Origin of the sequence: Paracoccus haematequi, assembly GCF_900631945.1 — a bacterium.
In the GTDB taxonomy this organism is placed as follows: Bacteria; Pseudomonadota; Alphaproteobacteria; order Rhodobacterales; family Rhodobacteraceae; genus Paracoccus; species Paracoccus haematequi_A.
The window spans coordinates 113055-138257 of sequence record NZ_UZWE01000029.1; the positions used below are offsets into that span (position 1 = coordinate 113055).

20 protein-coding genes are annotated in these 25203 nt (G+C 67.7%); 13 read left to right on the forward strand and 7 right to left on the reverse strand.

Features of this window, described 5'->3' with window-relative positions; all coding sequences use genetic code 11:
• Window positions 1–32: 32 nt before the first annotated feature.
• Window positions 33–662: a hypothetical protein gene (locus PARHAE_RS09200; protein ID WP_126154318.1), complete on the forward strand. Its 630-nt coding sequence runs from the start codon at window positions 33–35 to the stop codon at window positions 660–662.
• A 652-nt stretch (window positions 663–1314) separates the two neighbouring features.
• Here the strand turns inward: PARHAE_RS09200 and PARHAE_RS09205 are convergent.
• Window positions 1315–2013, reverse strand: a complete 699-nt coding sequence (locus tag PARHAE_RS09205; RefSeq protein WP_126154319.1) for a GntR family transcriptional regulator — start codon at window positions 2011–2013, stop codon at window positions 1315–1317.
• 202 nt (window positions 2014–2215) lie between these two features.
• Between PARHAE_RS09205 and PARHAE_RS09210 the strand changes: the two genes are divergently transcribed.
• From PARHAE_RS09210 to PARHAE_RS09235, 6 genes are all read left to right on the forward strand, one after another.
• A complete protein-coding gene (locus PARHAE_RS09210) occupies window positions 2216–3403 on the forward strand; it encodes an ABC transporter substrate-binding protein (RefSeq protein ID WP_126154320.1) in 1188 nt (395 codons plus the stop codon).
• A gap of 62 nt (window positions 3404–3465) precedes the next feature.
• Window positions 3466–4335 carry a branched-chain amino acid ABC transporter permease gene (locus PARHAE_RS09215; protein ID WP_126154321.1) on the forward strand — a complete coding sequence of 290 codons (870 nt, stop codon included), beginning with the start codon at window positions 3466–3468 and terminating at the stop codon, window positions 4333–4335.
• A 3-nt stretch (window positions 4336–4338) separates the two neighbouring features.
• The gene (locus PARHAE_RS09220) at window positions 4339–5361 is read left to right on the forward strand and encodes a branched-chain amino acid ABC transporter permease (protein WP_126154322.1); all 1023 of its coding nucleotides are present in this window, start codon (window positions 4339–4341) and stop codon (window positions 5359–5361) included.
• On the forward strand, window positions 5358–6140 hold the full coding sequence (locus tag PARHAE_RS09225; protein WP_126154323.1) for an ABC transporter ATP-binding protein: 783 nt from the start codon (window positions 5358–5360) through the stop codon (window positions 6138–6140). Before PARHAE_RS09220 ends, PARHAE_RS09225 begins: the two co-directional genes overlap by 4 nt.
• Window positions 6141–6143: 3 nt before the next feature.
• A complete protein-coding gene (locus PARHAE_RS09230) occupies window positions 6144–6866 on the forward strand; it encodes an ABC transporter ATP-binding protein (protein ID WP_126154324.1) in 723 nt (240 codons plus the stop codon).
• The gene (locus PARHAE_RS09235) at window positions 6867–7568 is read left to right on the forward strand and encodes an aspartate/glutamate racemase family protein (protein WP_126154325.1); all 702 of its coding nucleotides are present in this window, start codon (window positions 6867–6869) and stop codon (window positions 7566–7568) included. It begins immediately after the preceding gene.
• A 34-nt stretch (window positions 7569–7602) separates the two neighbouring features.
• Here the strand turns inward: PARHAE_RS09235 and efeO (PARHAE_RS09240) are convergent, their stop codons facing one another.
• Genes efeO (PARHAE_RS09240) through efeU form a run of 4 tightly spaced genes read right to left on the reverse strand, consistent with a single transcriptional unit; the run spans window position 7603 to window position 11737 of the window.
• Window positions 7603–8421 carry an iron uptake system protein EfeO gene (efeO, locus tag PARHAE_RS09240; RefSeq protein WP_126154326.1) on the reverse strand — a complete coding sequence of 273 codons (819 nt, stop codon included), beginning with the start codon at window positions 8419–8421 and terminating at the stop codon, window positions 7603–7605.
• 43 nt (window positions 8422–8464) lie between these two features.
• Window positions 8465–9733: an iron uptake transporter deferrochelatase/peroxidase subunit gene (gene efeB / locus PARHAE_RS09245; protein ID WP_126154327.1), complete on the reverse strand. Its 1269-nt coding sequence runs from the start codon at window positions 9731–9733 to the stop codon at window positions 8465–8467.
• A 1-nt stretch (window position 9734) separates the two neighbouring features.
• Complete coding sequence (gene efeO, locus PARHAE_RS09250; RefSeq protein WP_126154328.1) at window positions 9735–10907, reverse strand: iron uptake system protein EfeO; 1173 nt, start codon at window positions 10905–10907, stop codon at window positions 9735–9737.
• Window positions 10904–11737: an iron uptake transporter permease EfeU gene (gene efeU / locus PARHAE_RS09255; RefSeq protein ID WP_126154329.1), complete on the reverse strand. Its 834-nt coding sequence runs from the start codon at window positions 11735–11737 to the stop codon at window positions 10904–10906. Before efeU ends, efeO (PARHAE_RS09250) begins: the two co-directional genes overlap by 4 nt.
• A gap of 356 nt (window positions 11738–12093) precedes the next feature.
• Here efeU and PARHAE_RS09260 point away from each other — a divergent pair, with 356 nt between their 5' ends.
• The 3 genes from PARHAE_RS09260 (at window position 12094) to PARHAE_RS09270 (ending at window position 18365) form a co-directional block, all read left to right on the forward strand.
• On the forward strand, window positions 12094–16755 hold the full coding sequence (locus tag PARHAE_RS09260; RefSeq protein ID WP_164555198.1) for a hypothetical protein: 4662 nt from the start codon (window positions 12094–12096) through the stop codon (window positions 16753–16755).
• Between the two features lie 34 nt (window positions 16756–16789).
• Window positions 16790–17368, forward strand: a complete 579-nt coding sequence (locus PARHAE_RS09265; protein WP_126154331.1) for a hypothetical protein — start codon at window positions 16790–16792, stop codon at window positions 17366–17368.
• A gap of 91 nt (window positions 17369–17459) precedes the next feature.
• Window positions 17460–18365 (forward strand): LysR substrate-binding domain-containing protein, encoded by a 906-nt coding sequence (locus PARHAE_RS09270; RefSeq protein ID WP_126154332.1) that lies wholly within the window; start codon window positions 17460–17462, stop codon window positions 18363–18365.
• Between the two features lie 6 nt (window positions 18366–18371).
• On the opposite strand, the gene PARHAE_RS21050 is transcribed toward PARHAE_RS09270, so the two are convergent.
• Both PARHAE_RS21050 and PARHAE_RS21055 read right to left on the reverse strand, forming a co-directional pair.
• Entirely contained in the window at window positions 18372–19931 is a 1560-nt protein-coding gene (locus tag PARHAE_RS21050) for an ABC transporter ATP-binding protein/permease (protein WP_164555199.1), read from the reverse strand.
• The gene (locus PARHAE_RS21055) at window positions 19931–20998 is read right to left on the reverse strand and encodes a dethiobiotin synthase (RefSeq protein WP_164555200.1); all 1068 of its coding nucleotides are present in this window, start codon (window positions 20996–20998) and stop codon (window positions 19931–19933) included. Before PARHAE_RS21055 ends, PARHAE_RS21050 begins: the two co-directional genes overlap by 1 nt.
• A 219-nt stretch (window positions 20999–21217) precedes the next feature.
• Between PARHAE_RS21055 and PARHAE_RS09280 the strand changes: the two genes are divergently transcribed.
• The 3 genes from PARHAE_RS09280 (at window position 21218) to PARHAE_RS09290 (ending at window position 25106) form a co-directional block, all read left to right on the forward strand.
• Window positions 21218–22312, forward strand: a complete 1095-nt coding sequence (locus PARHAE_RS09280; RefSeq protein WP_126154334.1) for an ABC transporter ATP-binding protein — start codon at window positions 21218–21220, stop codon at window positions 22310–22312.
• A 72-nt stretch (window positions 22313–22384) separates the two neighbouring features.
• Window positions 22385–23410 carry a Fe(3+) ABC transporter substrate-binding protein gene (locus PARHAE_RS09285; protein WP_126154335.1) on the forward strand — a complete coding sequence of 342 codons (1026 nt, stop codon included), beginning with the start codon at window positions 22385–22387 and terminating at the stop codon, window positions 23408–23410.
• A complete protein-coding gene (locus PARHAE_RS09290) occupies window positions 23391–25106 on the forward strand; it encodes an ABC transporter permease (RefSeq protein ID WP_241232741.1) in 1716 nt (571 codons plus the stop codon). Before PARHAE_RS09285 ends, PARHAE_RS09290 begins: the two co-directional genes overlap by 20 nt.
• The last annotated feature ends 97 nt before the right edge of the window (window positions 25107–25203 follow it).

The window sequence follows — 25203 nt, forward strand, 5'->3', positions numbered from 1 at the left end:
TTGCCGGGCCGCATCGTCACAAGGATTGCCGGATGACAGACCAGACGCCTTTTCCGCAGGCCGCGAAGGAACCCCGGCTGTATGGCGTGATCGACGTATTGCGCGCCGACCGCGTGGCGGGTTGGGTGATCGACCGGACCGACGCCGCCCGCTGCGCGACGGTCGAGCTGCGCCGCGAAGGGCGGTTGGTCGGGACAACGACCGCCAACCGGCCGCGCAAGGATTTGGAACGCCAGGCGGTCGGCACGGGGGCCTATGGCTTTGCCTTCGCCTTCGACCCCCCGCTGGAAGAGGGGATGGACTTCACGGTCGCGGTCACGGCCAGGTCGCATGACGGGATCGCGCTGCCCTTGCACCCCGTGGGGGGCGCGGCGAGGCCGGTTTCGCCCGAAAGGAAGGCGCTTGGTCTGATCCTTGCCGAACTGGCCGACCTGCGCGACCAGATCGCCGGCCTGCGCGCGGAGGCCGCGTCGGCTGAGGGGGACCGGGCGCAGTTCCAGGACCGGCTGGAACTGGTGCAGCTACGGCTCGAAAGTGGCATCTCGGCGGTGGATGCCCCCGCTGGTCGCGCGCCCGGATGGCTGGCCGCTGTGGCGCTGTCGGGCGCCGTCATCGCGGTCGGATCCCTGGCGATCGGGCTTGTTTCGCTGTGGGGCGGCTAGAGGAGAGTGAACGGCGCCTCTGACAGGTTTCTGAAAATCATCCTGGGGTCGTTTCGCGATGGAAATCTCCCCCAAACTCTTGGATTCGCAGAAAATCGCGCCAGGCGGGGCGTGTTCGGACCGATTTTCCGGCTTCCGCATGAGATCAGGCCCGGCACGGCTTTTCACCGACCTTCTAGAAGCGGAAGCGGGCCGAGCGGGTGTGCCTTGCGCTGCTGCGGCGGTATCCGGGCAATAAGATCGGCGAAGGAAAGGTTTTCTGAGGGCGCGTGACAAGCGGGCAGTTTCCGCTTGATTCTCTGGCCGCGTTCGGGCCGTCCTTGCGGTGTTCTGGGCGGGAAATCATGCAGCGTGGCCGTCGAAGTCGCGCCGAGCAGGCACTCTGTCACGGCGGTTTCCGCGTCCGGGCCTCTTGTCCGACGGGTTTTCTATCAGAAGCGTCGCCTTGGGCGAGACCGGCATCCATGGCGCTATGGCGCGGGCAGTGGGACTTTCTTGCCGGGGCGCCAAACGGTGGGACCATCAAGGGTCCACGGTGGCGCAGCCGACATCGTGCTTCGGCCACCCCCAACCCCGATCCCCATTACCGCCGGTCCGGCGAAACGCCGATGCAGCCCGCTTGATGCCCGTCGCCACCCTGCGCCTCGGTTTGCTATCGCTTCAGGATCGACACCAGATCCAGCCCCGTCGTCACCTTGTTGCTGAGATCGAGGTCGGTCTTGATCTGCTGGAGATGGTCCTGCATCAGCCGGGCCGCCCCGTCGGCGTCGCGGGCGCGGATCCGGTCCACGATGCGGGAATGGTCGTGGTCGCGGCAGTCGGTCATGTCCTGGGCGCCGAAGATGCCGATGATCAGCGAGGTGCGGGTGATCATCTCTTTCATGATCCGCATCATGGTGGGATTGCCGGCGACCTGCGCCAGCAGCCCGTGGAACTGGCCCGACAGGCGGATCGCGTCGCGCCGCCGCCCGGCATGGTGGGCCTGATGTTCGCGTTCGATGTGATCGGCCAGCAGGGCGATTTCCGCATCCGTCGCCCGCGTCACCGCCAGCCGCGCGATCGAGGGTTCCAGCATCAGCCGCGCCTCGAACACCTCGTGCGCCTGTTCGCTGGTGGGGCTGGCGACGAAGGCGCCGCGATTGGCATGAAGCTCGACGATCTGGCGGCTGGCCAGAAGCAGCAGGGCGCGGCGGATCCGCATCCGACCCACGCCGAAGGCGTCGCACAGGGCCGATTCGGAAAGTTTCGTTCCGGGGGGCAGGCGCTGTTCTATGACTGCCTCGAAAATATGCTCGACGATGTCTTCTTCGCCAATCTCGGCGGCTTCTGCTGCTGCGTCCGCTGCGTCCATCGGCGATCGTTTCCCTGCAATTTGCTGTCGTTCCCCCCGGAAATAGGGTCAGGACCAGGTTACAGCAAGACAAGCCGCCCTTCCAGATTGTTAACAAAAATGTTGACATCTGTGTTAACTGGTCCAGCATGACAGGATGAAAAGCGCCGCCGGCGGGTTCGGGCCGCCGGGCAACAAGGCGCATCCGAACAGGGAGCCATTCATGCTGCGTCGTCATGTCCTGAAATCCACCGCCCTGGCCTTCGCCGCCAGTCTTGTCCTGACCCCCGCCGCCCATGCCCAGAACCCCACGCTGAAGATCGGTTTCGTGGGCGTCACCTCGGGGCCTGCGGCTGCCTGGGGCATCTCGAACCAGCGGTCGCTGGAAACACGCGCCGCCTGGCTGAACGAACTGGGCGGCGTCCAGATCGGCGACACCACCTATGACATCCAGATCGTCGCCTTCGACGACCAGAAGGATCCCAAGCGCGCCATCGCCGGGATGGAGCGCATGGCGCAGGAGGGGGTGCATTACGTCGTCGGTCCCAATGTCGACGACGGCGCCGCCGCCGTCCGCCCGGTGGCCGAACAGAACGGCATCATCTATTTCCCCTATGCCTTCCCCAAGGAACTGTATGTCGCGCCTGCCTCGAACGCGATCCTGGGGATGGTGGCGAATTACCAGTCCGGCCCGGCGATCTACAAATACCTCATGGACAACAAGGGCGTGCAGAAGGTGGCCTTCGTCGCCGCCAACGAATCCGACCCGCTGAGCCAGCGGGATTCCGGGATCGAGGCCGCCAAGGCCCTGGGCCTCGAGGTGGTCTCGGACAAGGTGACCTATCAGGTGGACACCACCGACTTCACTCCGGTCCTGCTGCCGGTGCTGCAAGCCCAGCCCGACCTGCTGGTGCTGTCGGGCGTGTCGCCCGCCAACGCGCCGCAACTGATCCGGTCGGCCCGCGAACTGGGATACGAGGGGCTGATCTCCACCGAGACCGCGCAGGATGCCAGCGTGCTGGCCGAAGGGGCGGGCGATCTGGCCGAGGGCTTCATCTCGGTCGGCGGCGCCTCGACCCCGGAACTGGCCTCGGACACGATGCGGGAATTCGTGGACCGCTATACCAAGATGTTCGGCGAATATAACGATGAATCGAACACCAAGGTCTATGCCCTGGAATACATCATCGAGACGCTGAAGGCGAACCCCGCCGCCATCGACGACGTGGAGGCCTTCAAGACCACCATCGACACGTTCGAAGCGCCGAACCCCTTCATGGTCGGCGACGCCAAGCTGCGCTATGTCGGCCAAAGCTCTTTCGGGCAGAAGCGCCAGATCGCCGTGCCGCTGGTCGTGAACGAATACCGGGGCGGCAAGTTCGAGACCCTGTTCGTGGCCGAGGTCGACTGACCGCGCATCATCCGGGGTCCGGGCAGCCGGACCCCGCCTTTCAACGACAGCGGGGCGGCGGGATGGAACAGATCATCGCAAACGGGCTGTATCTCGGCGCGCAATACGCGCTGATCGCACTGGGCCTGACACTTATCTTTTCACTGATGAACGTGCTGAACTTTGCCCATGGGCAGATGTATGTGTTCGGCGGCTTCGTCTGCTATACGGTCGTGGCGCAACTGGGAATGCCCTTCATCCTGGGGCTGGTCGCATCGGCCCTGGTCCTGGGTGTGATGGGCGCGCTGATCGAGCGGTTCCTGTTCCGCCCGGTGATCCGGCGGTCCAAGCGCGACGAATCGACCATGCTGCTGGCGGCGGGGATCGCGTTCTTCCTGGACGCGGTGATCCTGCTGCTGTTCGGCGAAAAGCAGCGCGGCGTGCCCAAGATCGTGAACGGGGTGTTCAACTGGGATTTCCGGCTGATCATGCCCTATGACCGGATCCTGATCGGGGTGCTGGCCATCGCGCTGATCGCGGGCTTCATCCTGTTCATGCAATATTCCAAGGCGGGCCGCGCCATGCGCGCGCTTGCCCAGGACCGCATGGCCGCGCAGCTGATGGGGGTCGATGTGGACCGCTATTCGATGATCGGCTTCGCCATGGGCGCGATGCTGGCGGGGCTGGTCGGCGCCTTGCTGGTCACGATCACCGGCGTGAACCTGGGGATGGGCGGGCCGACCTCGGTCAAGGCGTTCCTGATGATCATGATCGGCGGGGCGAGCGTCATCTCCGGCGCCATCGCCGGGGGCTTCATCCTGGGGATGATGGAAAGCGTCGGGCTGTCGGTCCTGTCGTCCTATGGCGATGTCACCTATCTGGTGATCTTCGCCACGCTGATGGTCTTTCTTGCCATCCGGCCGCAGGGCCTGATGGGCAAACCCTGGGGCTGAGCGATGGATACGCAAACACAGGCTTATTCGGGGCGGGCGCCGGACCGGACCCGCCGGTCCACGCGGCAGGTGCTGGGCGTGGTGCTGTTCCTGGCCTTCGTCTTCGGCGTCGTGCCTGCCTTCATCGCGGCGACGGGGCGGTGGGATTTCTATTACACGCTGACCTCGGTGGCGCTGCTGTCCGTCGCGGCGGCGGGGGTCTGGCTGACCTTCTATATCGGCCGGATCAACATCGGGCAGGGCGCCTATGCCCTGGCGGGGGGCTATGTCTCGACCATCCTGATGACCCAGGGGGGCGTCAGCTTCTGGCTGACGCTGCCGCTGGCGGGGCTGTTCTGCGCCTTGATCTCGGTGCTGATCGGCTGGCCGATCCTGCGGTTGCGCGGCGTCTATTTCGCGATGGTCACGCTGGTCCTGACCGAGGTCGCGCGCCTGACCGCCCTGGCGCTGCCGATCACCAACGGCGCCAAGGGCATCACCTCGATCCCGCTGCCGGGGGGTGTCTCGGTGATGGGCGTCACCCTGATCCCCGATTTCGCCACGCTGGAAAACCCGCGCCAGGCGTTTTACTTCGTGGCTGTCACGGTGATGGTGCTGGTCTATCTGGTGCTGTGGCGGATCGTGAATTCGCGGCTGGGCCACCTGTGCCGCAGCCTTCAGCAGAACGAGGAACTGTCGGCATCCATCGGCGTCAACACCGCCTGGCTGCGGGTGCTGGCCTATGCGATCTCCAGCTTTTTCGGGGGTGTGGCGGGGGCGATGTTCGTGTCGATCTCGCAATCCATCTATCCGTCGTCCTTCGTGGTGCAAGACAGCGTGAACTTCATGCTGTACTGCTTCGTCGGCGGCCTGGGCTATGTCTTCGGGCCGATGCTGGGCACGCTGCTTCTGTATTTCGGCTGGGATCTGTTGCAGGTCGCGGGCCAGTACCAGTTGCTGATCTACTCCGGCACGATGATCGCGCTGATGCTGGTGCTGCCCAACGGCGTTCTCAGCCTGTTCGACAGGAAGGGGGCGGGGAAATGACCGCGATCCTGGAAATCCGCAACCTGACCAAGAAATTCGGCGGGCTGACGGCTAACAACGACATCAGCTTCGATGTGGCGCAGGGGGAAATCCTGTCCGTGATTGGCCCGAACGGGGCGGGAAAATCGACGCTGTTCAAGCAGATCGCCGGGTTCGAACGGCCCACGGCGGGCGAGGTGCGCTACAAGGGGGACCGCATCTCGGGCCTGCCGCCGCACAAGGTGGCGCGGATGGGGGTGGTGCGGACCTTTCAGGAAACCACCATCTTCAAGTCGATGACGGTGCGCGAGAACGTCATCGTCGCCCATCACCTGCGGTCCCGCGCCAGCCTGCTGGGCTATTTCCTGAACAGCGCCCAGGCCCGCGCGGACGAGGCCGATTTCGCCCGGTCCGCCGACGACATCATCGGCTTCCTGGGCTTGGTCGAGATCCGGGACGAACTGGCCTCGAATCTGCCGCAGGGCCATCTGCGCGCGCTCGGCATGGCCATCGGGCTGGCCACGCAGCCGCAGGTTATCCTGCTGGACGAACCCTTCGCGGGCATGAACCACGACGAGACGATGCGCATGGTGGCCCTGGTGCGGCGGCTGCGCGACGAACGCGGTGTCACCGTGCTGCTGGTCGAACACGACATGCCGGCGGTGATGAAGATCTCGGACCGGATCGTCTGCATCAATTTCGGCCAGAAGATCGCCGAGGGCGGCCCGGCCGAGATCCAGGCCGATCCCCGCGTGATCGAGGCCTATCTGGGGTCGGAAGATGCGGCAATCGGGATATAGGCGGTGACACGGATGCTGGGTTTCGAGAATGTCGAACTTTACTACGATCACGTCTATGCCCTGAAGGGCGTGTCGCTGGACCTGCACGAGGGCGAGACGGTGGCCCTGATCGGCGCGAACGGCGCGGGCAAGTCCTCGATCCTGCGGGCGATCACCGGGCTGCGGCCGATCCGGTCGGGCCGGATCACCTATCTGGGCGACCGGCTTGACGGGTCGTCCCCCGCCGAGATCGTGCGCAAGGGCATCGTCATGGTCCCCGAAGGCCGCCGCGTCTTTCCGCTGATGAGCGTGCGCGACAACCTGCTGATGGGCGCCTTCACCCGCAGCGACAAGGCGGGCATCGCGCAGACGCTGGACGCGGTGCTGGAGCGGTTTCCGCGCCTGCGCGAACGCATCGGCCAACAGGCCAGCACCCTGTCGGGGGGCGAACAGCAGATGATGGTGATCGGCCGCGCGCTGATGGCCAGGCCGCGGCTGCTGCTGCTGGACGAACCCAGCCTTGGCATCGCGCCGAAGCTGGTCCAGGACATCGCGCGGGCCATCGTGGCGATCAGCCGCGACGAAGGCGTGTCGGTGCTGCTGGTCGAACAGAACAGCCGCATGGCGCTGTCGATTTCGAACCGGGCCTATGCGCTGTCCACCGGCCAGGTGGTGCTGTCGGGAAATTCGCGCGCGCTTCTGGACGATCCGCGCGTCAAGGCCGCCTATCTGGGCGGAGAGGTGTGAATGCGCATCCTGGTCCTGAACCCCAACACCACCGCGTCGATGACCGCCAAGATCGGCGCCGCCGCCCGACGCGCCGCCGCGCCGGGGACCGAGATCCTGGCCCTGAACCCCGCCCACGGCCCCGCCTCGATCGAGGGCTATTACGACGAGGCCATCAGCCTGGCAGGGCTGCTGGGGGTGATCCGCGACAATCCCGACGTGGACGGGGTGGTGATCGCCTGTTTCGACGATACCGGCCTGGACGCCGCGCGCTGCCTGACCGACAAGCCGGTCGTGGGCATCGGCGAGGCCGCCTATCACATGGCCTCGATGATCGCCAACCGCTTCTCGGTGGTGACGACGCTGGCGCGGTCGGTCCCGGCCCTGGAACACAACCTGCACCGCTATGGCCTGTGGGCGCGCTGCGCCCGCGTCCGGTCGTCCGAGGTCGCGGTGCTGGAGCTGGAGGAACCGGGCAGCGACGCCAGCACCCGCATCAGCGCGGAAATCGCCCGTGCCATTGCCGACGACCGGGCCGAGGCCATCGTGCTGGGCTGCGCGGGCATGACCGATCTGGCCGGGCGGCTGTCGGCGGACCATGGGATCCCGGTGCTGGACGGGGTCAGTTGCGCGGTGGCGCTGTGCGAATCGCTGGTGCGGCTGGGGCTGCGCACGTCGCGCCTGGGCGGCTATGCCCCGGTGCCGCCGCACAAGCTGGCGTGACAGGGGGCGGGCCGGTCCCGCCCCCGGGAAGCGGTCAGCCCAGGCCCAGCTTGCCGCGCAGGGTCGCCAGATCCTCGGCCAGGGTGTTGACCTTGGCCGACAGCGCGGTGCGGTCGGCATCGGTCAGTTCCTCATAGGACACGAAGCCGCCGTCGGCGGTCCTGTATTTCGCCAGCACCTCGTCCACGGCCGCGAAATTGCCGTCCACCTTGGCCACGAAATCGGCGTTGTCGGCTTCGATCAGCGGGCGGAACAGGGTATAGATCTTTTCGGATCCTTCGAAATTCGCGTCGAAATCCCACAGGTCGGTGCGGCTGTAGCGGTCCTCCTCGCCCGAGATCTTGGTGGCCGCGACCTCTTCCATCAGCACGGCGGCGCCGCCCACCACGACTTCCGGCGGGAAGGTCAGCGCGCTGATCCGCGCGTCCAGATCCTTGATGTCGGCCAGCAGCTTGTCGGCATAGGGATCCAGCCCCTCGGTCGAACCCTGCGACCACAGCCCATATTCGATGCGGTGAAATCCGGTGAAGGCGGGATCCTGTTCGGCCTTTTCGTAATCGTCGGCGCGCGCGTCGATCGACACGTCCAGATCCGAGAACAGTTCGGCGATGGGTTCGATCCGTTCATAGCTGGTGCGGGTCGGCGCGAACAGCGACTTGGCGCGGTCCAGGTCGCCCGCCTTGATGGCGGCGACGAAGGCTTCGGCATCCGTCACCAGCTGCGCGGTGTTTTCGGCCACGAAAATCTTGTAATCGGACAGCGGCCCGACCAGTTCCAGCGATGGTTCGGCGGCAAGCGCGGCGGTGGCAAGGCCAAGGCCCAGGGCGGTGCCGCGAAGAAGGGTTGCGATCATCTCAAGGTCTCCTCGTGATCGTCGGGGATGGGTTGGCTGGGCGTCACGTCCGCCGGGCTGCGTCGACAAGCGCCCGGCCCAGGTAATCCGCATCGTCGCGGACGCCGGGCAGGGCGAAGAAGTAACCGCCGCCGATGGGCTTGATATATTCCTCGAGCGGCTCGCCGTTCAGGCGGTTCTGCACGGCGATGAAGCCCGCCTCCAGGTCGGCCTGCCAGCAGATGAACAGCAGGCCCTGGTCCAACTGGCCGTTTTTCAGCGCGCCGCGGGAATAGTTGAAGGGACGGCGCAGGATCAGGTTCTTCTGGCTTTCCGCGTCGCGCGGATTGGCCAGCCGGATATGCGATTCGGCGTCGGTGACGCGCCCTTCGGGATCGGCGGCATAATCGGGAACCTGCTGTTCGGTCGCGTCCGGGCCGCCGTCCAGCGGCGCGCCGGTCATCTTGCGCCGCCCGAAGACGCGTTCCTGTTCGACCAGGGCCGTGCGGTCCCAGCGTTCCACCATGTTGCGGATGATCCGCGCCGCCTGATAGCTGCCGCCCTGCGCCCAGTCGGGTTCATGCGCGCCATGGGTCCAGACGATCCGGTCCATCAGCGCGGCGTCGTTGGAATCGGGATTGGCCGATCCGTCGCGGAAACCCAGGAAATTCCGCGCGCTCGGCGTGGCGCCTTTGGCATCGGGGACGACCGGGGGCACGTTGCCCTCGACCATCCAGCGCAGCACCAGGAATTCCGGCAGGGTCTTCACGATGTCGCGCAAGGCATGGATGTTGGTGTCCTGAAGATTGGCGCAGAACTGGATCGACAGGTCGCCATGGCACAAAGCGGGATCCAGGGCGTCGTTCGGAAACCGCGCCATGCGTTGCAGGGTCGCGGGTTTCAGGCCCGCCAGCCAGGGCCGGTCGTCGAACAGCGACGCGCCCAGGGCCACGGTGATGGTCAGGTTGCCGGGCAGGATCACCGGCCCCAGCAGCCCCGACCCGGCGGGCGGCAGCACCGGATCCAGGTCGGGGACCGGACCGCCCCCGGTCAGGAACCGCGCGCGGTCGGTCAGCAGCCGCAGCATCCGTTCCAGGTCGTCGACCGATCCCGCCACCACGTCGAAGGACGCGAGGATGCCGTTTTCCGGGCGCGGCGTGGTGATCCCCGCCTGGTGCGGGCCGTGGAACGGCACCCGCTGCGCGGCGGTCCCGGCATCGGCGGGGGGCGCGTCGCTGACCTGGGGGGCGGGTTCCCCGGCGCGCGCGGCAAGCGCCAGGCCGCTGGCCCCCAGGCCCAGAAGGACGGCGCGGCGGGTCGGGGCAAGGCGCATCTCAGTCGAGTCCGATCACGGGTTGCAGCCGGTCCAGCACCGCCTGGAAAGCGGTCAGGGAAGCGGCCAGGCGATGCCGGGCATCGTCCGGCACCTGGTCATAGGCGGGCCAGCCCCCGCCCTGTTTCAGCGCCGCCAGATCCCGTTCGACCTGGGCCTGCGCCGCGCCGATGTCGTCGTCGAGGGCCGGATCGACCCCCGCCGCCACCGACCGCAGCAGTCCGGCCAGCTTGCCGATCCCGTCCAGGCTGGCCTGCAATTCCTCAAGGTCGTTGCCGGCATACAGGTTCTCGCCCGCGGGGACATGGGCGGTGGCAAGCTGGCCCGCCGCCGCGCCGGGCAGGGCGGTCAGCAAGGCGGGGTCCAGGTCCACCGCCTTCAGCCGCGTCGACAGGTCTTGCAGGTCGGCTATCAGGCGGTCGGCGACGGGCAGCAGCCCGTCTGTGCCGGCCTGCCCGAACAGCCCGTATTCCAGCCGGTGATAGCCGGTGAAGCCCGGATCCGCCTCGCGCCCCGCCAGATAGGCGGCATTGGGGTCGATGGCGTTTTCCAGATCCGACAGCCGCGAGGCCAGCGGCTCGATATGCCGATAGGGGATGCGGGCGGCCTTCCACGCCTGTTGCGCGCCGGGCAGGTCGCCCGCCGCGATGGCGGTCCGCAGCGCCTGAGCGGTCTTCACGGCGGCATTGGCCTGCATCACCAGATAGACGCGGTATTCCGACAGCGGCCCCAGGAACTTGCGCAGCGTGACCTGGGACGCGGCGGCCGCCGCCTCGTCCGAGGCGGTGACATGCAGGCTGCCGCGCGGGTTCGACAGCAGCCCGCAGGTGATCGCGTAATCGCCGGGCGCCAGTTGCACGGTCAGGGTCTGGCGAAAGCCGGGGGCGATGTTCTCGCGCTCGGCCACGACCATCACGCCGTCCAGGATCTCCCATTCGATGGGGCGATCCGAATTGTTCACGATTTCGAAGCTGCGCCTGCCGCCTGCGACGGTGATGTCGCCGGGATCGCAGCTTTGCGCGTCGACGCTGACGGTGATGTCGGCCACCGCGCCGCTATTGGCGGCGGCGTTTTGCCGCGCGGCATACCAGAAGGCGCCGCCCCCGGCCACGGCCAGCAGGGCGGCCAGGGCGGCGGCAAGACCCAGGCCCGCGCGGGAAGGAGCGTCGGTCATGTCAGATCCCGGACAGAGTGGCGGCGCGGCGCGGCGGCCGCGTCGGGGCGCAGGAACAGGACCAGCATCACCGTCAGGAAGGCTGCATACACGACGACCTCGCCCAGGGTGGGGGCGTCGCGGTATCCCAGGACGCCCGCCAGCACCGTGCCCAAGGGGCTGGTTTCGGGCAGGATGTGGCTGATGTCATAGACGCGCGCCTGCAAGCCGTTCCAGACGCCCGCCTCGTGCAGGGCCTTCAGCGATCCCGCCAGCAGCCCGGCGGCCACGAACAGGATGAAGACCCCCGTCCAGCGGAAGAAGCGCGCCAGATCCAGCCGCAGCGCGCCCGCATAGATCCCCCAGCCGATCCCGGCCGAGACGGCGACCCCCAGGGCCGCGCCCAGCGGCGCCATCGCGTCGCGGCTTTGCTGAAGCACCGCCAGCAGGAAGAAGATCGATTCCAGCCCCTCGCGGGCGACGGCCAGGAACACCATGCCGATCAGCGCCCAGGCCCCGCCGCCCACCGCCGCCTCGACCGAGGCGTGCAGCGTCGACTTCATCGACCGCGCCGCGCGGCGCATCCAGAAGACCATCCAGACCAGCACCGCCACGGCGACAAGCCCGATCACGCCTTCGAACAGTTCCTGCGCCTTTTGCGGGAACGAGGCGCTTGCCAGTTGCAGCGCGGCGCCCGCGAACAGGGCGGCGGCGATGGCCAGGAACACGCCGATCCAGACGGCGGGCAGCCAGGCCGCGCGCCCCGTGCGGCGCAGGTATCCCGCGATGATGCCGACGATCAGCGCGGCCTCCAGCCCCTCGCGCAGCATGATCAGGAATGGTGCAAGCATGGCGTTTCCCCTGCTCGGTGCCGCGATTCGATCACTACGCCACCCATGCGCCGAGTCAATCCAGATTATTTGGGTCGGATATTCTGTCGCAGTCCGCGACGGGGCTGTGGGGAAAGGCGGGTTCGTTCCGGCACATCCTTTGGATGAAATACGAAGCCATTGATCATCCCAGGGGCGTGGTCACTTCGATGGCGATTAACTGTTTTGCCACAGAATGAATTTGTCCCTGACCTGTCCCGTCGCCCAGGTTGCCCGCAAGGCGGATCATGGCGGGATGCCCGTCATCCGCATCCGCCGCCTGTCGACATCGTGCCGGTGCCGCCGGTGCGCCAGAATCATGGGATTGAACAGCGATGATGATGGACTTCCTGCTGCGCCAGAACGCGGCCTCGATCTTTGACCTCGGCGATCTTTACCCTGGCGCGACCGGGTTCGAGATCACCACCTCGGACGCGGGCAGTGCGACCGCCACGATCCAGGACGGCGTGCTGACGATCGAGCCGGGCGCGCTTGGCCATGCCGACCTGACGCTGACCTTCAAGGATGCCGAGGGCAACAGCGTCACCGACAGCTTCCGCGCCATCGTTGCGGGTCCGAATGCCTACAGCTTCATCGCCGTGCCGGACACGCAAAGCTATACCTCGACCACGGACCCGGAAATCCGGGCCATGTTCGCCGAGATGATCCAGCATATCGCCGCCCACAAGGACGCGCTGAACATCGCCCATGTGTTGCAGGTCGGCGATGTGACCGACAACAACTATGACCATCAGTGGCAGATCGCCAAGGACGCCTGGAGCCATATGGACGGCGTCATCGACTATACGCTGGCGGTGGGCAACCACGACCAAGGCGACGGCGGACATGCGCAGGACTTCACCTCGAAGATCGACGATTACTTCACGCCCGAACAACTGGGCGTGGACGGCACCTATGACGGTTACGACCAGCCTTCGCTGCGCAACAGTTACAATACCTTCACCAGCCCGGACGGGCAGGACTGGCTGATCCTCAGCCTGGAATTCGGCGCCCCCGACGACGTGCTGCGATGGGCGGGCGAGGTGATCGAGGGCCATCTGGACCACCGCGTCATCCTCAACACCCATTCCTGGAACGGCGGCGACAAGCGCGTCGATCCCACCACCGAGGCGCTGACCGGCGAGAACGGCGGCTGGGGCTATGGCATCCGCGACGATGTCCGCAACGTCAACGACGGTGAGGACATGTATCGCGAGCTGGCGTCGAAATATCCCAACATCAGCTTCACCTTCAACGGCCACAACTTCCTGGACGGGGCCGAGACCGTGGTCAGCCAGACTGCGGGCGGCAACACCCTGTATCAGATTTTCGTCAACTATCAAAACGGCATCGCGGATGAGATCACCGGCGGCGGCGACGCCTCGCTGGGGGGACGCGCGGGCAACGGCGCCTTCCGTATCGTCGTGGTCGACCCCGACAACGACCGCATCACCACGCACACCAAGTTCAGCGGGCTGGACAAGTTCTTCGACCGCGTGGACCATCAGGAAACCTTCGAGAACGCCGGGATCGGTGCCCCGAAAGAGATCGCCATCGCCAAGGCTGGCGCGGATCTGGTTCTGGCGGCCGATGCCGATGGGTTGGCGGACGTGACGCTGGATGCCTCGGGCACGATCCTGCCGGATGACGGGCGCGCGCTGACCTATCGCTGGTATGACGCGCAGGGCTTGCTGCTGGCCGAGGGCGACAAGCCCGGACTGTCGGTCGAACTGGGGCAGGGCACCAACCGTCTGGTGCTGGAGGTCAGCGACGATCGGGGTAACGTCAGCCGCGACGAAAAGACCGTCATCGTCGAGGGCCCGCGCCACTTGCTGACCGAGACCTTCGACGACGGCAAGGCGCAGGGCTGGACCACGCCTGACGCCGCCCGCCCGCCCTTCCGGATCGGCACCGACACGGGCTTCCAGAAGCCTGCCGTGAACGATGGCGAAACGATCTCGCTGAACCTCTCGTTCGATTCGAGCTTCCGCCCCTATGACAAGATGACCGGCGATGTCATGCTGTCCTATGACGGCGGCGCGACCTGGAGCGTGCTGAAATCCGTCACCACCGCCAATACCGGCGGCAACAGTTCGCTGGATCACGTCAACGAGCGCGTCTCGATCGATTTCGAAGCGCCGGTGTCGGCGGAATCGGTCAGCTTCGGCTTCCGGCTCGGCGGCGCGGACAATGACTGGTGGTGGGCCATCGACGATGTCGAGGTCAGCGTGGACACCCCCGAGGGGCGCAAGCTGCTGCTGTCGGAAAGCTTTGACGGGCTGACCGACAAGCTGCAACCGGCCGCCGATGAAAACATCCCCGCCGACCGGCTGGGCTGGACCCACGAGACGCCCGAGGGCTGGGACCGCGAGAATGCCGAAGGCATGGCCCCCGGCACCACGGAATGGAGCGGCTGGAGCTTTGCCACGCCCGAATTCTGGACCTCGGCCGACCGGCAGGAGCGCGATCACTTCAAGCTGGGCGACGGTGTGATCGCCATCGCCGATGCCGACGAATGGGACGATTACAACGGCGGCGCGCAGGGCCGCGCCGACAGCTTCGACAGCCGTCTGAAGACCCCGGCCATCGACCTGCGCCCCTATGGCGGCGGCCAGCCTGCGGCGGAACCGGCCAGCGTGGCGCGGATCGCCGCGCTGCAACCCGATCAGGGCATTCTGGTCAAGCCGGATGCGACCGGCCAGATCCTGGACTATACGCTGGTCCTGGACATCCTGGCGGACCGTCCGGCCAAGGGTTGGGCGGGCCTGTTCCAGACCGATGTGACCAATACCACCGATGCCGATCTGTATCTGCAAGACGATGGCGGGCTTGGCACGCTGGGCGTCTATGGGGGCGAATTCAAGTTCGGCCAATGGAACCGCGTGACCATCAGCGTCACGGTCGAGGACGGCGCGCATGTGATGCGCAAATACATCGACGGCACGCTGGTCGGCACGCAGACGGTCGACGGCAACGTCGCCGATGGCAGCCGCTGGACCATCGACGCGGACAAGGGTTTCCTGCTGTTCGCCGACCGCGACAACTATACGTCGGAAATGTTCGTGAACGCGGTGGCCTTTACCCCGGAACGGCTGTCGGATGCCGATATCGCCGCGATGGGCGGGGTCGATGCCGACGGTCCGCTGGCCGGATCGGCCACCCAAGGCGCCTTCCAGATGAACTTCGACGGCGCGCTGGATCGGCTGGATTTCGGCAAGGCCGCCATCGGCACGCTGGCGCCTGCGGACAATCCGGGATCCTTCCTGCTGAAAGGCTCGATCTTCGGCAATCCCGATGGCGAAGGCGAGGGCGCGCTATACGCCCAGACCAACGGCGGGAACGAACTGCTGGTCTATCAGGGTAATCCCGATGCCGACTGGACCGATTACGTCTTCGACATGGTGGTCCATCCCGCGGACAACGACACCATCGGCGCGGTGTTCTATTGGCAGGATGAAGACAACCACTACGAACTGGCCATCGACCAGCAGAGCTTCACCCGACAGCTTGTCCGCGTCCAGAACGGCGAACGCACGGTCCTGGCGCAGGAATCGGGCGCCTATCGCCACCACGCGGATCAGGATCTGCGCATCGCGGTCGGCGACAACGGCATCATCGTCACGCTGGACGATCAGCTTCTGTTCGGCGGCCCGGTCGTCGATGCCGATCCGCTGTCGGGCGGCACGGTCGGGATCCTCAGCCGTTCGATGGACCGCGCGTCCTTCGACGAGGTGTCGGTGAACGGCCAGGTGTTGTCGGCCCGCGCCCTGGGCCAGACCTGTGCCATCGATCTGGACGGCGACGGGCGCGAGGGCATCGCCGTCACCGCTGCCGCGACCATCAGCCCCGCCGCTGTCGCCAGCTATGAATGGCTGCTGGGCGGCAAGGTTGTCGCGACCGGCCGCGACGCGGTGATTGCCGCGGGCGTCGGCGAATCGCAGGTCACGCTGCGGGTCACGGATGTGAACGGCAAGGTCTCGCAGGATCGCGTCGATCTTGAGGTGACGGGCCGCGACAAGCTGCTGTTCGCCGACGATTTCCGCAGCGGGTCGCTGGACCGTTATACCATCGTGGACAACGGCACGAACATGCCCTCGGACTGGCGGATCGTGGATGGCGTTCTGGTTCAGGACAGCGATATCGGATCGGGCCAGCAGGGTCCGGGATGGGGGGCCTGGTCCAAGGGCGGCGAGGGCGCCTATATCCTGCGCGACGGCACCTATGCGCTGATCGAGGGCGGGCGGGACTGGACCGATTACGCGGTCGAGGTGGACGTGACGCCATCCGATGACGATGCCCTTGGGGTTCTGGTCCGCTATGTCGATGACCAGAATTACTACAAGGTCGAACTGGACGATCAGGCGGGACTGGCCCAGATCATCCGCGTCGAAGACGGCTACGAGACCGTGCTGGCGCGCGGCTGGCACAACTATGCCCAGGACCAGACGATGCGCCTGCGTGTCGAGGCCGAGGGGGACCGCCTGTCGGTCAGCGTGGACGGGATCGAGGTCTTCGAATCGCTGGTCGCCGACACGGCTTTCGCCAAGGGGGGCGTCGCGCTTTACAGCTATGCCAGCACCGGGCTGGGCTTTGACAACCTTGCCGTGGTCCGGCTGGACGACGCCCCCTCGATGAACATCGTGATGGGCACGGCGGGGCGCGACCGGCTGCAAGGCACGGACGGCGCCGACCTGCTGATCGGCGCGGGCGGCAACATGGATCAGCTGACCGGCGGTGCCGGGGCCGATGTGTTCCATTTCGGCTTCGAGGCCCTGGACGGGGTGCGGGCGCGGACCACGATCACCGATTACGAGGTCGGCGTGGACCGGATCTCGCTGGCCGAGGGCGTTTCGGTCGCGCGGATCCAGCAGGCGGGGGCCACGGTCGTCGCCTATCTGGACGATCCCCAGGGTCAGGACGACGCCATCTATATCCGCGGAACGGGCGTGACCGCCGACAGCATCGTCTTCTTCAACGATGATCCCCTGGTGTTCGCGTAAGCGCGGCCGCCCTCGCATTCAGAAAGGCATAGCCATGTTCAAACCCCTTCTTGCCGCGCTGCTGATGGCGCTTCCCCTGGGCGCGGCGGCGGCGCCCGTCGCCGCCCCCGTCATCGACGTTCCGCAGGCCAGCGGATATTTCCTGGCCCACGAGGGCACCGGCGACTTCCTGGCCTTTGACGCGCTGGCGGTGGTCGATGGCGTGGCCACGGGCGACAGCCTGCTGGCCGATCTGTCGCTGACCTTCGATCTGGCGGATCCCCATGCGGACGCCAGCGGCGCCTTTTCGCTGCGCGACGAGGACGGCTGGCTGGTCGATGGCGTGCTGGACCGGATCAGCGCCAGCGACGGCGTGCTGTCCCTGGTCTTCGGCGATCTGACCGGCAGCATCGCGGGCCTGTTCGGCGACAGCCTGACCGTGTCGCTGGCCTTCCTGTCGCTGTCCGACTCGGATCCGCTGCGGGCGCTGCGCGATGGCGAAACCTATGACATCGCCTATTGGGCCGAGGGGGCGTCCCAGCCCGCGCCGGTGCCGCTGCCCGCCGGGGCGCTGCTTCTGGTGTCGGGTCTGGGGATGCTGGTGCTGCGCCGGTCGCGCCGCGCGATGGCCTGACCGCCCGGCGGCCGGGGCGCGATGCCCCGGCCGTCATGAAACCGCCATATCCCCGCAGTAATCCGGCCGTTCGCAGACGGTTGGGTGACTCGTGAATTTTTCGCATATCCGGGCCTTTCATGCCGTGGCGCGCGAAGGCGGCGTGGCGCGGGCGGCGCTTGTTGTCGGCGTGTCGCAATCCACGCTGTCCCAGCAGATCCATGCGCTTGAGGCCCGCCACGCCCTGCGGCTGTTTGAAAAGCGCGGGCGCAGGCTTGCGCTGACCAATGCGGGCCAGAACCTGTTGCAGGTCACCGAACGGCTGATGGAGGTGGTGGACGAGGTTCAGGTCACCCTGCGCGGCCCCGGTGCGCTTGTGGACGGCCATCTGTCGATCATGTCCGACAGCACGGCGCTTGCGGTCGAGCTGATGCGCCGCTTTGGCGAACGCCATCCGGCGGTGTCGCTGATGCTGGCCATCGCCTCGGTCGACGATATCGGCCAGGCCGTGCGTGACGGCAGCGCCGATATCGGCATCGCCATGAACCCGCCGATCGGCGATGTCATCACCGCCGAGCCGCTGATGCGCGAACGCTTCCACCTGGTTCTGGCGCGCGATCACCCCCTGGCCCGCCGCCGCGCCGTGGCCTTCCCGGATTTGCAGGGCGAGACGATCATCATGCGCGAACCGGGATCGCGGACCCGCGCCTTCGTCCAGCAGATGCTGGAGATCGAAGGCGTGCGGGCGGGGCGCGAAATCACCATCCGCGAACGCAGCGCCATCCGCGAGGCGGTGGCGCGCCGCATGGGCGTCGCGTTCTTCGTGATCTCGGAAGTGCCGCCGGACCGCCGCCTGACCACCCGCCCGCTGATCCCGTCGCGGGCCCGGCTGGAACTGGACGAATACCTGCTGATCCGCAAGGACCGTCGGCACAAGCCCGTCGTCGCCGCCTTTCGCGATGTGGTCAGCGGCTTCATCGCCGAGAAACTGCCCGCCGAAGCCCTGGTCGGGGGCTGACGGTCTTTATCGCTGGACCGGAACGGCCATCGGCTGCGGGGCGATCACCCGCCGCGCCTCGGGAAACACGTCCGGCGGGCCGACCACCACGATCGTGGCGCCCGTTTCGGCGCGCAGCCTTGCGATCAGCGGGGCCTGGTCGGGGCCGAGCGCGGGGTGATCGACCACGATCAGGTCGGGCTGCATCAGCGCCGCGCGGGCCAGGCCCAGGGCCAGTTGTTCCTGGGTGGACAGGCTGCCCGCCGCCTCGGGCAGCGCCTCGCGGGTGCTGCCGACCCGGTCCAGAACCTGCCGCAACCCATAGGCGCGGGCCGCGGCGCGGATCGCCCGGCCCTTGGGGCGGGGGGTGACGCCCAGCGTCAGCGTGCGGCGCAGGCTGCCTTTCAGGACCAGCGGCGCGGGACCGATATAGGCGATGCGCGGCAGGCCCTCGTGGGCGCCATAGGCGATCCGGCCGGACCTCGGCCGGTCCTGCGCGGCGATCAGGCGGGCGAGGTCGCTTTTGCCCGATCCCGGCGGTCCCCAGATCACGGCCAGGGCGCCTGCGGGGATATCCAGTTCCGCCGGGCGGTCCAAGTGGGTGCGGCCGGTGAAGCGCACCGGCACCGGGCCGCGACGCGGGGCGATGCGGCGCAACCGGCTGGGCCGGGCCAGCAGGCGTTCGCAGGCCTCGCGGGCGATGCGCCAGGCGCACCAGCGGTCCCAGATCGAGGCAAGGTCGGTCAGCGGCATCACCAGGATCGACAGCACCGCCAGGGCCGCCGCCGTTTCCGCCGTCGGCAGGCCGCGCTGCGCGGCGGTCCAGATCACCGCCGCGCCGCCAAGCGCCGCGCCCAGCTGAGGCAGCAGGCGCAGCACTTCGCGATGCAACCGCCGCGCGGTCGCGTCGCGCGCCAGGGTCCGGCCCGCCTGGTCCAGGCGGGCCAGTTCGTTGGCGGTGCGCCCGGTCAGGTCCAGTTCGGTGGCCAGGGCCAGACGCTCGATCACCGACATGGCGATGCCCGCGCGGCGGCTGCGCAGATGGCGGTGCCGCTGGCCCAGGCCGCCCGCGAACAGCGCGGCGGGGATCAGGGCGGCGCAGACCGGCAGCAGCGCCGCGACGGCAAGCGCGGGTTGCAGCAGCACCAGCGTCAGCAGCGCGCCGGACAGGATCGCCAAGGCGGGGATCGCCTGGGCGATGCCGCCCCCGGCCCAGTTGCGCGCCGCCGACAGATCGCCCACGAAGCGCAGCGACAGCCCGCCCTGGCGCCGCGCGGCCAGGTCCGAACGGTTCATTCCGGCGATATGGGCATAGAGCCGGTGGCGCAGGCTGCTGGCGAAGCTGTGGCCCACCGACTCGGCCTGGACGCGGGCGGCCATCCGCAGCAGGCCCACGCCGATCCCGCCCGCGATCAACGGCACGAAGGCCGCGGCCCCCGGCATCTCGCCCCGGCTCATGGCGCCGAAAGCGGATCGGGTGGCGAAGGCCACGGCGCCCAGGGCGGCGGCCTGGCCGATTCCCAGGCAGGCGATGGCGCACAGCCGCGCCATCCGCCCATCGGCCCCGACCCGGGGCAACCCGCCCATCAGGCCGCCCGGTCGGTCGCGTCGGGGCGGGCGCCGCGCAGGAACCCGGCGACCAGACGGCCGGCCACCTCGGCCGAGGCCAGTTCCTCGCGCGCGTAATGCGCGATGCCGGTGGCGGCGACGGCCTCGGTCTGGCCCAGGGGAGAGCAGGTGACCATCCCCGAGATGGCGAAGGGCCGCAGCCCGTGGGCGCGCAGCACCTGGGTTCCGCCCAGGGCGCCCAAGGCGTCGGGCGCGGCGAACAGGATGCCGTCCAGACGCGACCTGATGCGGGATCCGCGCAGGATCGAGGCCGTTTCGGCCTGGAAGACGCCGTCGGCGATTTCCACCACGACGATCTGGGCGCCATCGGCTGCGGCATTGCCGACCAGGGCCTCGAAGCCCGCCTCGATCCGGGGCAGGGGCATCCGATAGGTGGTGGGCATCCCGGCATCGGTGAAATCGGTGGCGGGCACGCCCGCATCCTCGAAGGCGTTGAAATCGCCGAAGGCGCCGGTGCCGGTGGCCTTGACCCCCGCAACCCGGTATCCCGCCGCCGCAAGACCATGCGCGATGCTGACGGCGGCGGTGGTCTTGCCGGAATTCATCGAGGCCCCGAAGACGCCGATCACCGTCACATGGTCGGGGATGGTCGCGGCGGGCAGGGCGTAGTCGGCGACGTTCATCCGCCGGCCCGAAGCGTCGATCAGGATGCCGACCGGCTCCAGCCGGGTGGGGGGCGCCATCCGGCTGTGGGCGCGCTCCATCCGACCGACGATGCCGCCGCCTGCCAGAAGATCGGCGACGGGGCCGTCCAGGACCGCGCGCCCCTCGAACTGGTCGGGGGCATAGCGGTCGCCCAGGCACAGCACGACCAGATCGCCGGGATACAGCTCGGACGTGCGGCGGCCTGCAAGCTGAAGCTTGCGGTGCTGGCCCAGCCCGGCAACCCGGCACAGGACCAGATCGCCCGCCACGGCTGCGGCGAAATCGGCCGACAGTCCGGCCAGGGCGTCCTGGTCCACGCGGCGGGTGGTGAAGGCCCATTTCAGGGTGTCGGGCGACGGAAATTCGTTCAGGGCAGGCATTGCGCATCTCCTTTGTAGCGCGGTTGCACGAGGATTACGGCGCGGCGCGGCGGTTATTCCCGAGGGCGGGGGAAAAAGTGGCGCAGCAGGGCGCCGGACCGCTGACCACAGGCCCCTTGCCGCCTTTCCGCCGCGACTGGAGAATGCCGCCCGGATCGGATAGCACCCGAAAGGCTGCCGCCTTGCGGGGCGCGGCGGGGTGAAACTGAAAGGCCATGAATGCACGCCAATCCGGCAGCCACGCTTGAGCTTGAAGGCGTGTCGCGCCATTTCGACGGCCGTCCGGTGCTGTCGGACATCTCGCTGGCGATCCCGCCCGGCAGGATCACCTGCCTGCTGGGGCAATCGGGCTGCGGCAAATCGACCCTGCTCAGGATCATCTCGGGCGTGGACCGGCCCGATCCCGGCAGCCGCATCCTGATGGACGGCACCCAGCTTGTCGGCCCCGGCCGCTTCGTCGAACCCGAGGACCGCCATATCGGGTTCATGTTCCAGGACTATGCGCTTTTCCCGCATCTGACGGTGGCCGAAAACCTGGCCTTCGGCCTGCGCCATCTGCCCCGCCCCGCCCGGCGCCAGCGGGTGGCCGAGGTGGTGGACCGGATCGTCGGCCTGGGCCATCTGCTGGACCGCTATCCCCATTCCCTGTCGGGCGGCGAACAGCAGCGGGTGGCCCTGGCCCGCGCCTTGGCCCCCAAGCCCGCCGTCCTGCTGATGGACGAGCCGTTCTCGAACCTCGACCAGGGCCTGCGCGAACGGGTCCGCCAAGAGACGGTCGCGACCCTGCGCGAAGCCGGCACGACCGCGATCATGGTCACGCATGATCCGCAAGAGGCCCTGGCCGTGGGCGATCTGATCGTGCTGATGCGTGACGGCCGGATCGAGCAGGCCGCCTCTCCGTTCGAGATTTACGACCGGCCCTGTTCGGCCTATGCGGCGGAATTCATGGGCCCCTGCAACCGGCTGACGGGCATCTGGTCGGACGGCCGGATCGTGACCCCCATCGGCACCTTCCCGGCCGATCTGGATCTGCCCGATGGCGCGCTGGCCCTGGCCTGCATCCGCCCGCAGGCGCTGTCGATCGGTCCCGACGAACAGGGGATTTCCGCCCGGATCGTCGGCAAGACCTTCACCGGGGAAAGCGAACAGATCGACATCATGGTCCACCCCCTGGCCCAGACGCTGCGGATGCATTCCCATGTCCGCATCCCCATGGCCATCGGCGACAAGGTCAGCCTGCAACTGAACGGCGCCCAGATCCATGTCTTCCCCGAGGATCCTTACGGCGGGCAGGATCCCCTGGATCAAAGCTGAGAAAAATAATAGACTATCCCGCGCCCGTGACGTATGACCCTGCGGAAACATCCATGGGTTATGGGAGGTCACATGAAATCCGCACCGTTCGTTCTTCGCGCCGCCTTGGCATCGACAGCCATTCTTGCCGCGACGGGCGCCGCCCAGGCCCAGGAACTGAACCTTTATACCTCGCGCGAGCCGGGACTGGTCGAGCCGCTGCTGGCCGCCTTCACCGAATCCACGGGCATCACGGTGAACACCGTCTTTCTGAAGGACGGGCTGGCGGAACGCGTGGCGTCCGAGGGCGAAAGCTCGCCCGCCGACCTGCTGATGGCCGTCGATGCGGGCAACCTGGCCGATCTGGTGGACAAGGGCCTGACCCAGCCGGTCGAATCCGAGGTTCTGGCCGCGGCAGTGCCGGAAAACCTGCGCGATCCCGGCAACCAGTGGTTCGCCCTGTCGATGCGCGCGCGCGTGATCTATGCCGCCAAGGATCTGGACACCGACAGCATCACCTATGAAAGCCTGGCGGACCCGGAATGGAAGGGCCGCATCTGCATCCGGTCGGGCCAGCATCCCTATAACACGGCGCTGTTTTCGGCCTTCATGGCCCATCACGGCGCGGCCGAGACCGAGGAATGGCTGACCGGCCTCAAGGCCAATCTGGCGCGGCAGGCGGGGGGCGGCGACCGCGACGGGGCCAAGGACATCCTGGGCGGCATCTGCGACATCGCGGTGGCGAATTCGTATTATGTCGGCCTGATGCAGTCCGGGAAGGGCGGCGACGAACAGCGCGCCTGGGGCGATGCGATCAAGGTGATCCTGCCCACCTTCGAGGATGGCGGCACGCATGTGAACATCAGCGGCGCGGCCGTCGCCAAGCACGCCCCGAACCGCGATCAGGCGGTGCAACTGCTGGAATATCTGGTCTCGGACGAGGCGCAGAAGATCTATGCCGAGGCGAATTACGAATACCCCGTCAAGCCCGGCGCTGCGGTCGATCCGATCATCGCCTCGTTCGGCGAATTGCAGGTCGATCCCACGCCGCTGACCCGGATCGTGGAGAACCGCAAGGAGGCCAGCGAACTGGTCGACCGTGTCGGCTTCGACAACTGAGACGGCGGGCGGGGCCTCGCCCCGCCGCCTCCTGTCTGCGGCGGTCCTGTCGGCCGCATCCGTCCTGCGTCTGCGCGGCGGGTTCTGGGTCTGGGCCAGCCTGCTGATCGCGGCCCTGGTCCTTGTCCCCGTCCTGGCCCTGGGCTGGCAGGCGGCCCAAGGGTCCGAGGGCCTGTGGTCCCATCTGGCGCGGCATGTGCTGCCCCATGCCCTGGGCCAGACGGCGATGCTGATGGCCGGTGTCGGCTGTCTGACGGCGGTGATCGGGATCACGGTGGCATGGCTGGTCACGGCCTATGACTTTCCCGGCCGCCGGATGCTGGAATGGGCGCTGCTGCTGCCCCTGGCCGTGCCGACCTATATCATCGCCTATGTCTATCTGGACATGCTGCACCCGCTTGGCCCGTTCCAGTCGCTGGTCAGGGCGGTGCTGGGCTTCGACAGCCCGCGCGACTTCCGCTTGCCCGACATCCGGTCGATGACCGGCGCGATCCTGCTGCTGGGCCTTGTCCTTTACCCCTATGTCTATCTGCCGGTGCGGGCGATGTTCATGACCCAGGCCGCCAACCTGGTCGAGGTCGCCCATACCCTGGGCACCTCGCGGCGGCGGATGCTGTGGCGCGTCGCGCTGCCGTTGGCGCGCCCGGCCATCGCCATCGGCACCAGCCTGGCGCTGATGGAGGTTCTGAACGACATCGGCGCCTCGGAATTCCTGGGGGTCCGGTCGCTGACGATCTCGGTCTATACGACCTGGGTCACGCGATCCGACCTGGCCGGTGCGTCGCAGATCGCCCTGGCGATGCTGCTGCTGGTGGTCGCGCTGATCTCGCTTGAGCGGTGGGCGCGCCGCAAGCAGCGTTACTCGGTCAGTGCGCAGCGCGCCCGCAGCATGGCGCGCCACCCCCTGAAAGGCGCGGCCCGCTGGGCGGCGCTGTCGGTCTGCCTGTTGCCCGTGGTGCTGGGCTTCGTGCTGCCCGCCCTCTATCTGACGACCGAGGCCTGGAAGCGGTTCCAGTTCGCGGGCCTGTCCGCCCGCCTTCTGACCGAGGCCTGGAACACCTTCGCCTTGTCCGCCCTGGCCACCGCCGCCGTGCTGGCCTGCGGCCTGATCGTCGCCTATGCCGCGCGCCTGTTTCCGCAGCGGGGGATGCAGGCGGTCCAGCGGGCCGCGTCGCTGGGCTATGCGATGCCGGGCACGATCCTGGCGCTTGGCATCCTGATCGCGGCGGGCGGTCTGGACCGCTGGATCGGCCGGACGGCCAGGGATCTGCTGGGCATCGATCCGGGGCTGGTGCTAATCGGGTCGGGGCTGGCGCTTGGCTATGCCTATCTGGCGCGGTTCCTGGCGATCTCGGTCGGTTCGGTCGAGGCCGGGCTGACCCGCATCCCGCGCAGCTATGACCAGTCGGCGCGCACCCTGGGCCATGGCATCGGCAGCACGCTGCGCCGTGTCCACCTGCCGCTGTCCAGGGCGGCTCTTGCCGCAGCCGGGCTGCTGGTCTTTGTCGACTGCATGAAGGAACTGTCCGCGACCCTGCTGCTGCGCCCGCTGAACTTCGAAACCCTGGCGACGCATCTTTACGGAGAGGCCGCGCGCGGAACCTATGAAGAGGCCGCCATCGCCGCCCTGGCCATCGTCCTGGTGGGGATCCTGCCGGTGATCCTGCTGGCGCGGGTGGGCCAGAGGAACGGCTGAACGCGGACGCCGCCGGGCTGCGGCAAGAACCGCCACAAATCCGCAGCGCCAGCGTCATGATCGGGCTGCACACAGCTGTGACCGCAAGACGGGAACA

Coding starts and splice junctions, on each gene's coding strand:
- PARHAE_RS09200 (WP_126154318.1), top strand. CDS start 33: ATGACAGACCAGACGCCTTTTCCGCAGGCCGCGAAGGAACCCCGGCTG.
- PARHAE_RS09205 (WP_126154319.1), bottom strand. CDS start 2,013: ATGGACGCAGCGGACGCAGCAGCAGAAGCCGCCGAGATTGGCGAAGAA.
- PARHAE_RS09210 (WP_126154320.1), top strand. CDS start 2,216: ATGCTGCGTCGTCATGTCCTGAAATCCACCGCCCTGGCCTTCGCCGCC.
- PARHAE_RS09215 (WP_126154321.1), top strand. CDS start 3,466: ATGGAACAGATCATCGCAAACGGGCTGTATCTCGGCGCGCAATACGCG.
- PARHAE_RS09220 (WP_126154322.1), top strand. CDS start 4,339: ATGGATACGCAAACACAGGCTTATTCGGGGCGGGCGCCGGACCGGACC.
- PARHAE_RS09225 (WP_126154323.1), top strand. CDS start 5,358: ATGACCGCGATCCTGGAAATCCGCAACCTGACCAAGAAATTCGGCGGG.
- PARHAE_RS09235 (WP_126154325.1), top strand. CDS start 6,867: ATGCGCATCCTGGTCCTGAACCCCAACACCACCGCGTCGATGACCGCC.
- efeO (WP_126154326.1), bottom strand. CDS start 8,421: ATGATCGCAACCCTTCTTCGCGGCACCGCCCTGGGCCTTGGCCTTGCC.
- efeB (WP_126154327.1), bottom strand. CDS start 9,733: ATGCGCCTTGCCCCGACCCGCCGCGCCGTCCTTCTGGGCCTGGGGGCC.
- efeO (WP_126154328.1), bottom strand. CDS start 10,907: ATGACCGACGCTCCTTCCCGCGCGGGCCTGGGTCTTGCCGCCGCCCTG.
- efeU (WP_126154329.1), bottom strand. CDS start 11,737: ATGCTTGCACCATTCCTGATCATGCTGCGCGAGGGGCTGGAGGCCGCG.
- PARHAE_RS09260 (WP_164555198.1), top strand. CDS start 12,094: ATGATGGACTTCCTGCTGCGCCAGAACGCGGCCTCGATCTTTGACCTC.
- PARHAE_RS09265 (WP_126154331.1), top strand. CDS start 16,790: ATGTTCAAACCCCTTCTTGCCGCGCTGCTGATGGCGCTTCCCCTGGGC.
- PARHAE_RS21050 (WP_164555199.1), bottom strand. CDS start 19,931: ATGGGCGGGTTGCCCCGGGTCGGGGCCGATGGGCGGATGGCGCGGCTG.
- PARHAE_RS21055 (WP_164555200.1), bottom strand. CDS start 20,998: ATGCCTGCCCTGAACGAATTTCCGTCGCCCGACACCCTGAAATGGGCC.
- PARHAE_RS09280 (WP_126154334.1), top strand. CDS start 21,218: ATGCACGCCAATCCGGCAGCCACGCTTGAGCTTGAAGGCGTGTCGCGC.
- PARHAE_RS09285 (WP_126154335.1), top strand. CDS start 22,385: ATGAAATCCGCACCGTTCGTTCTTCGCGCCGCCTTGGCATCGACAGCC.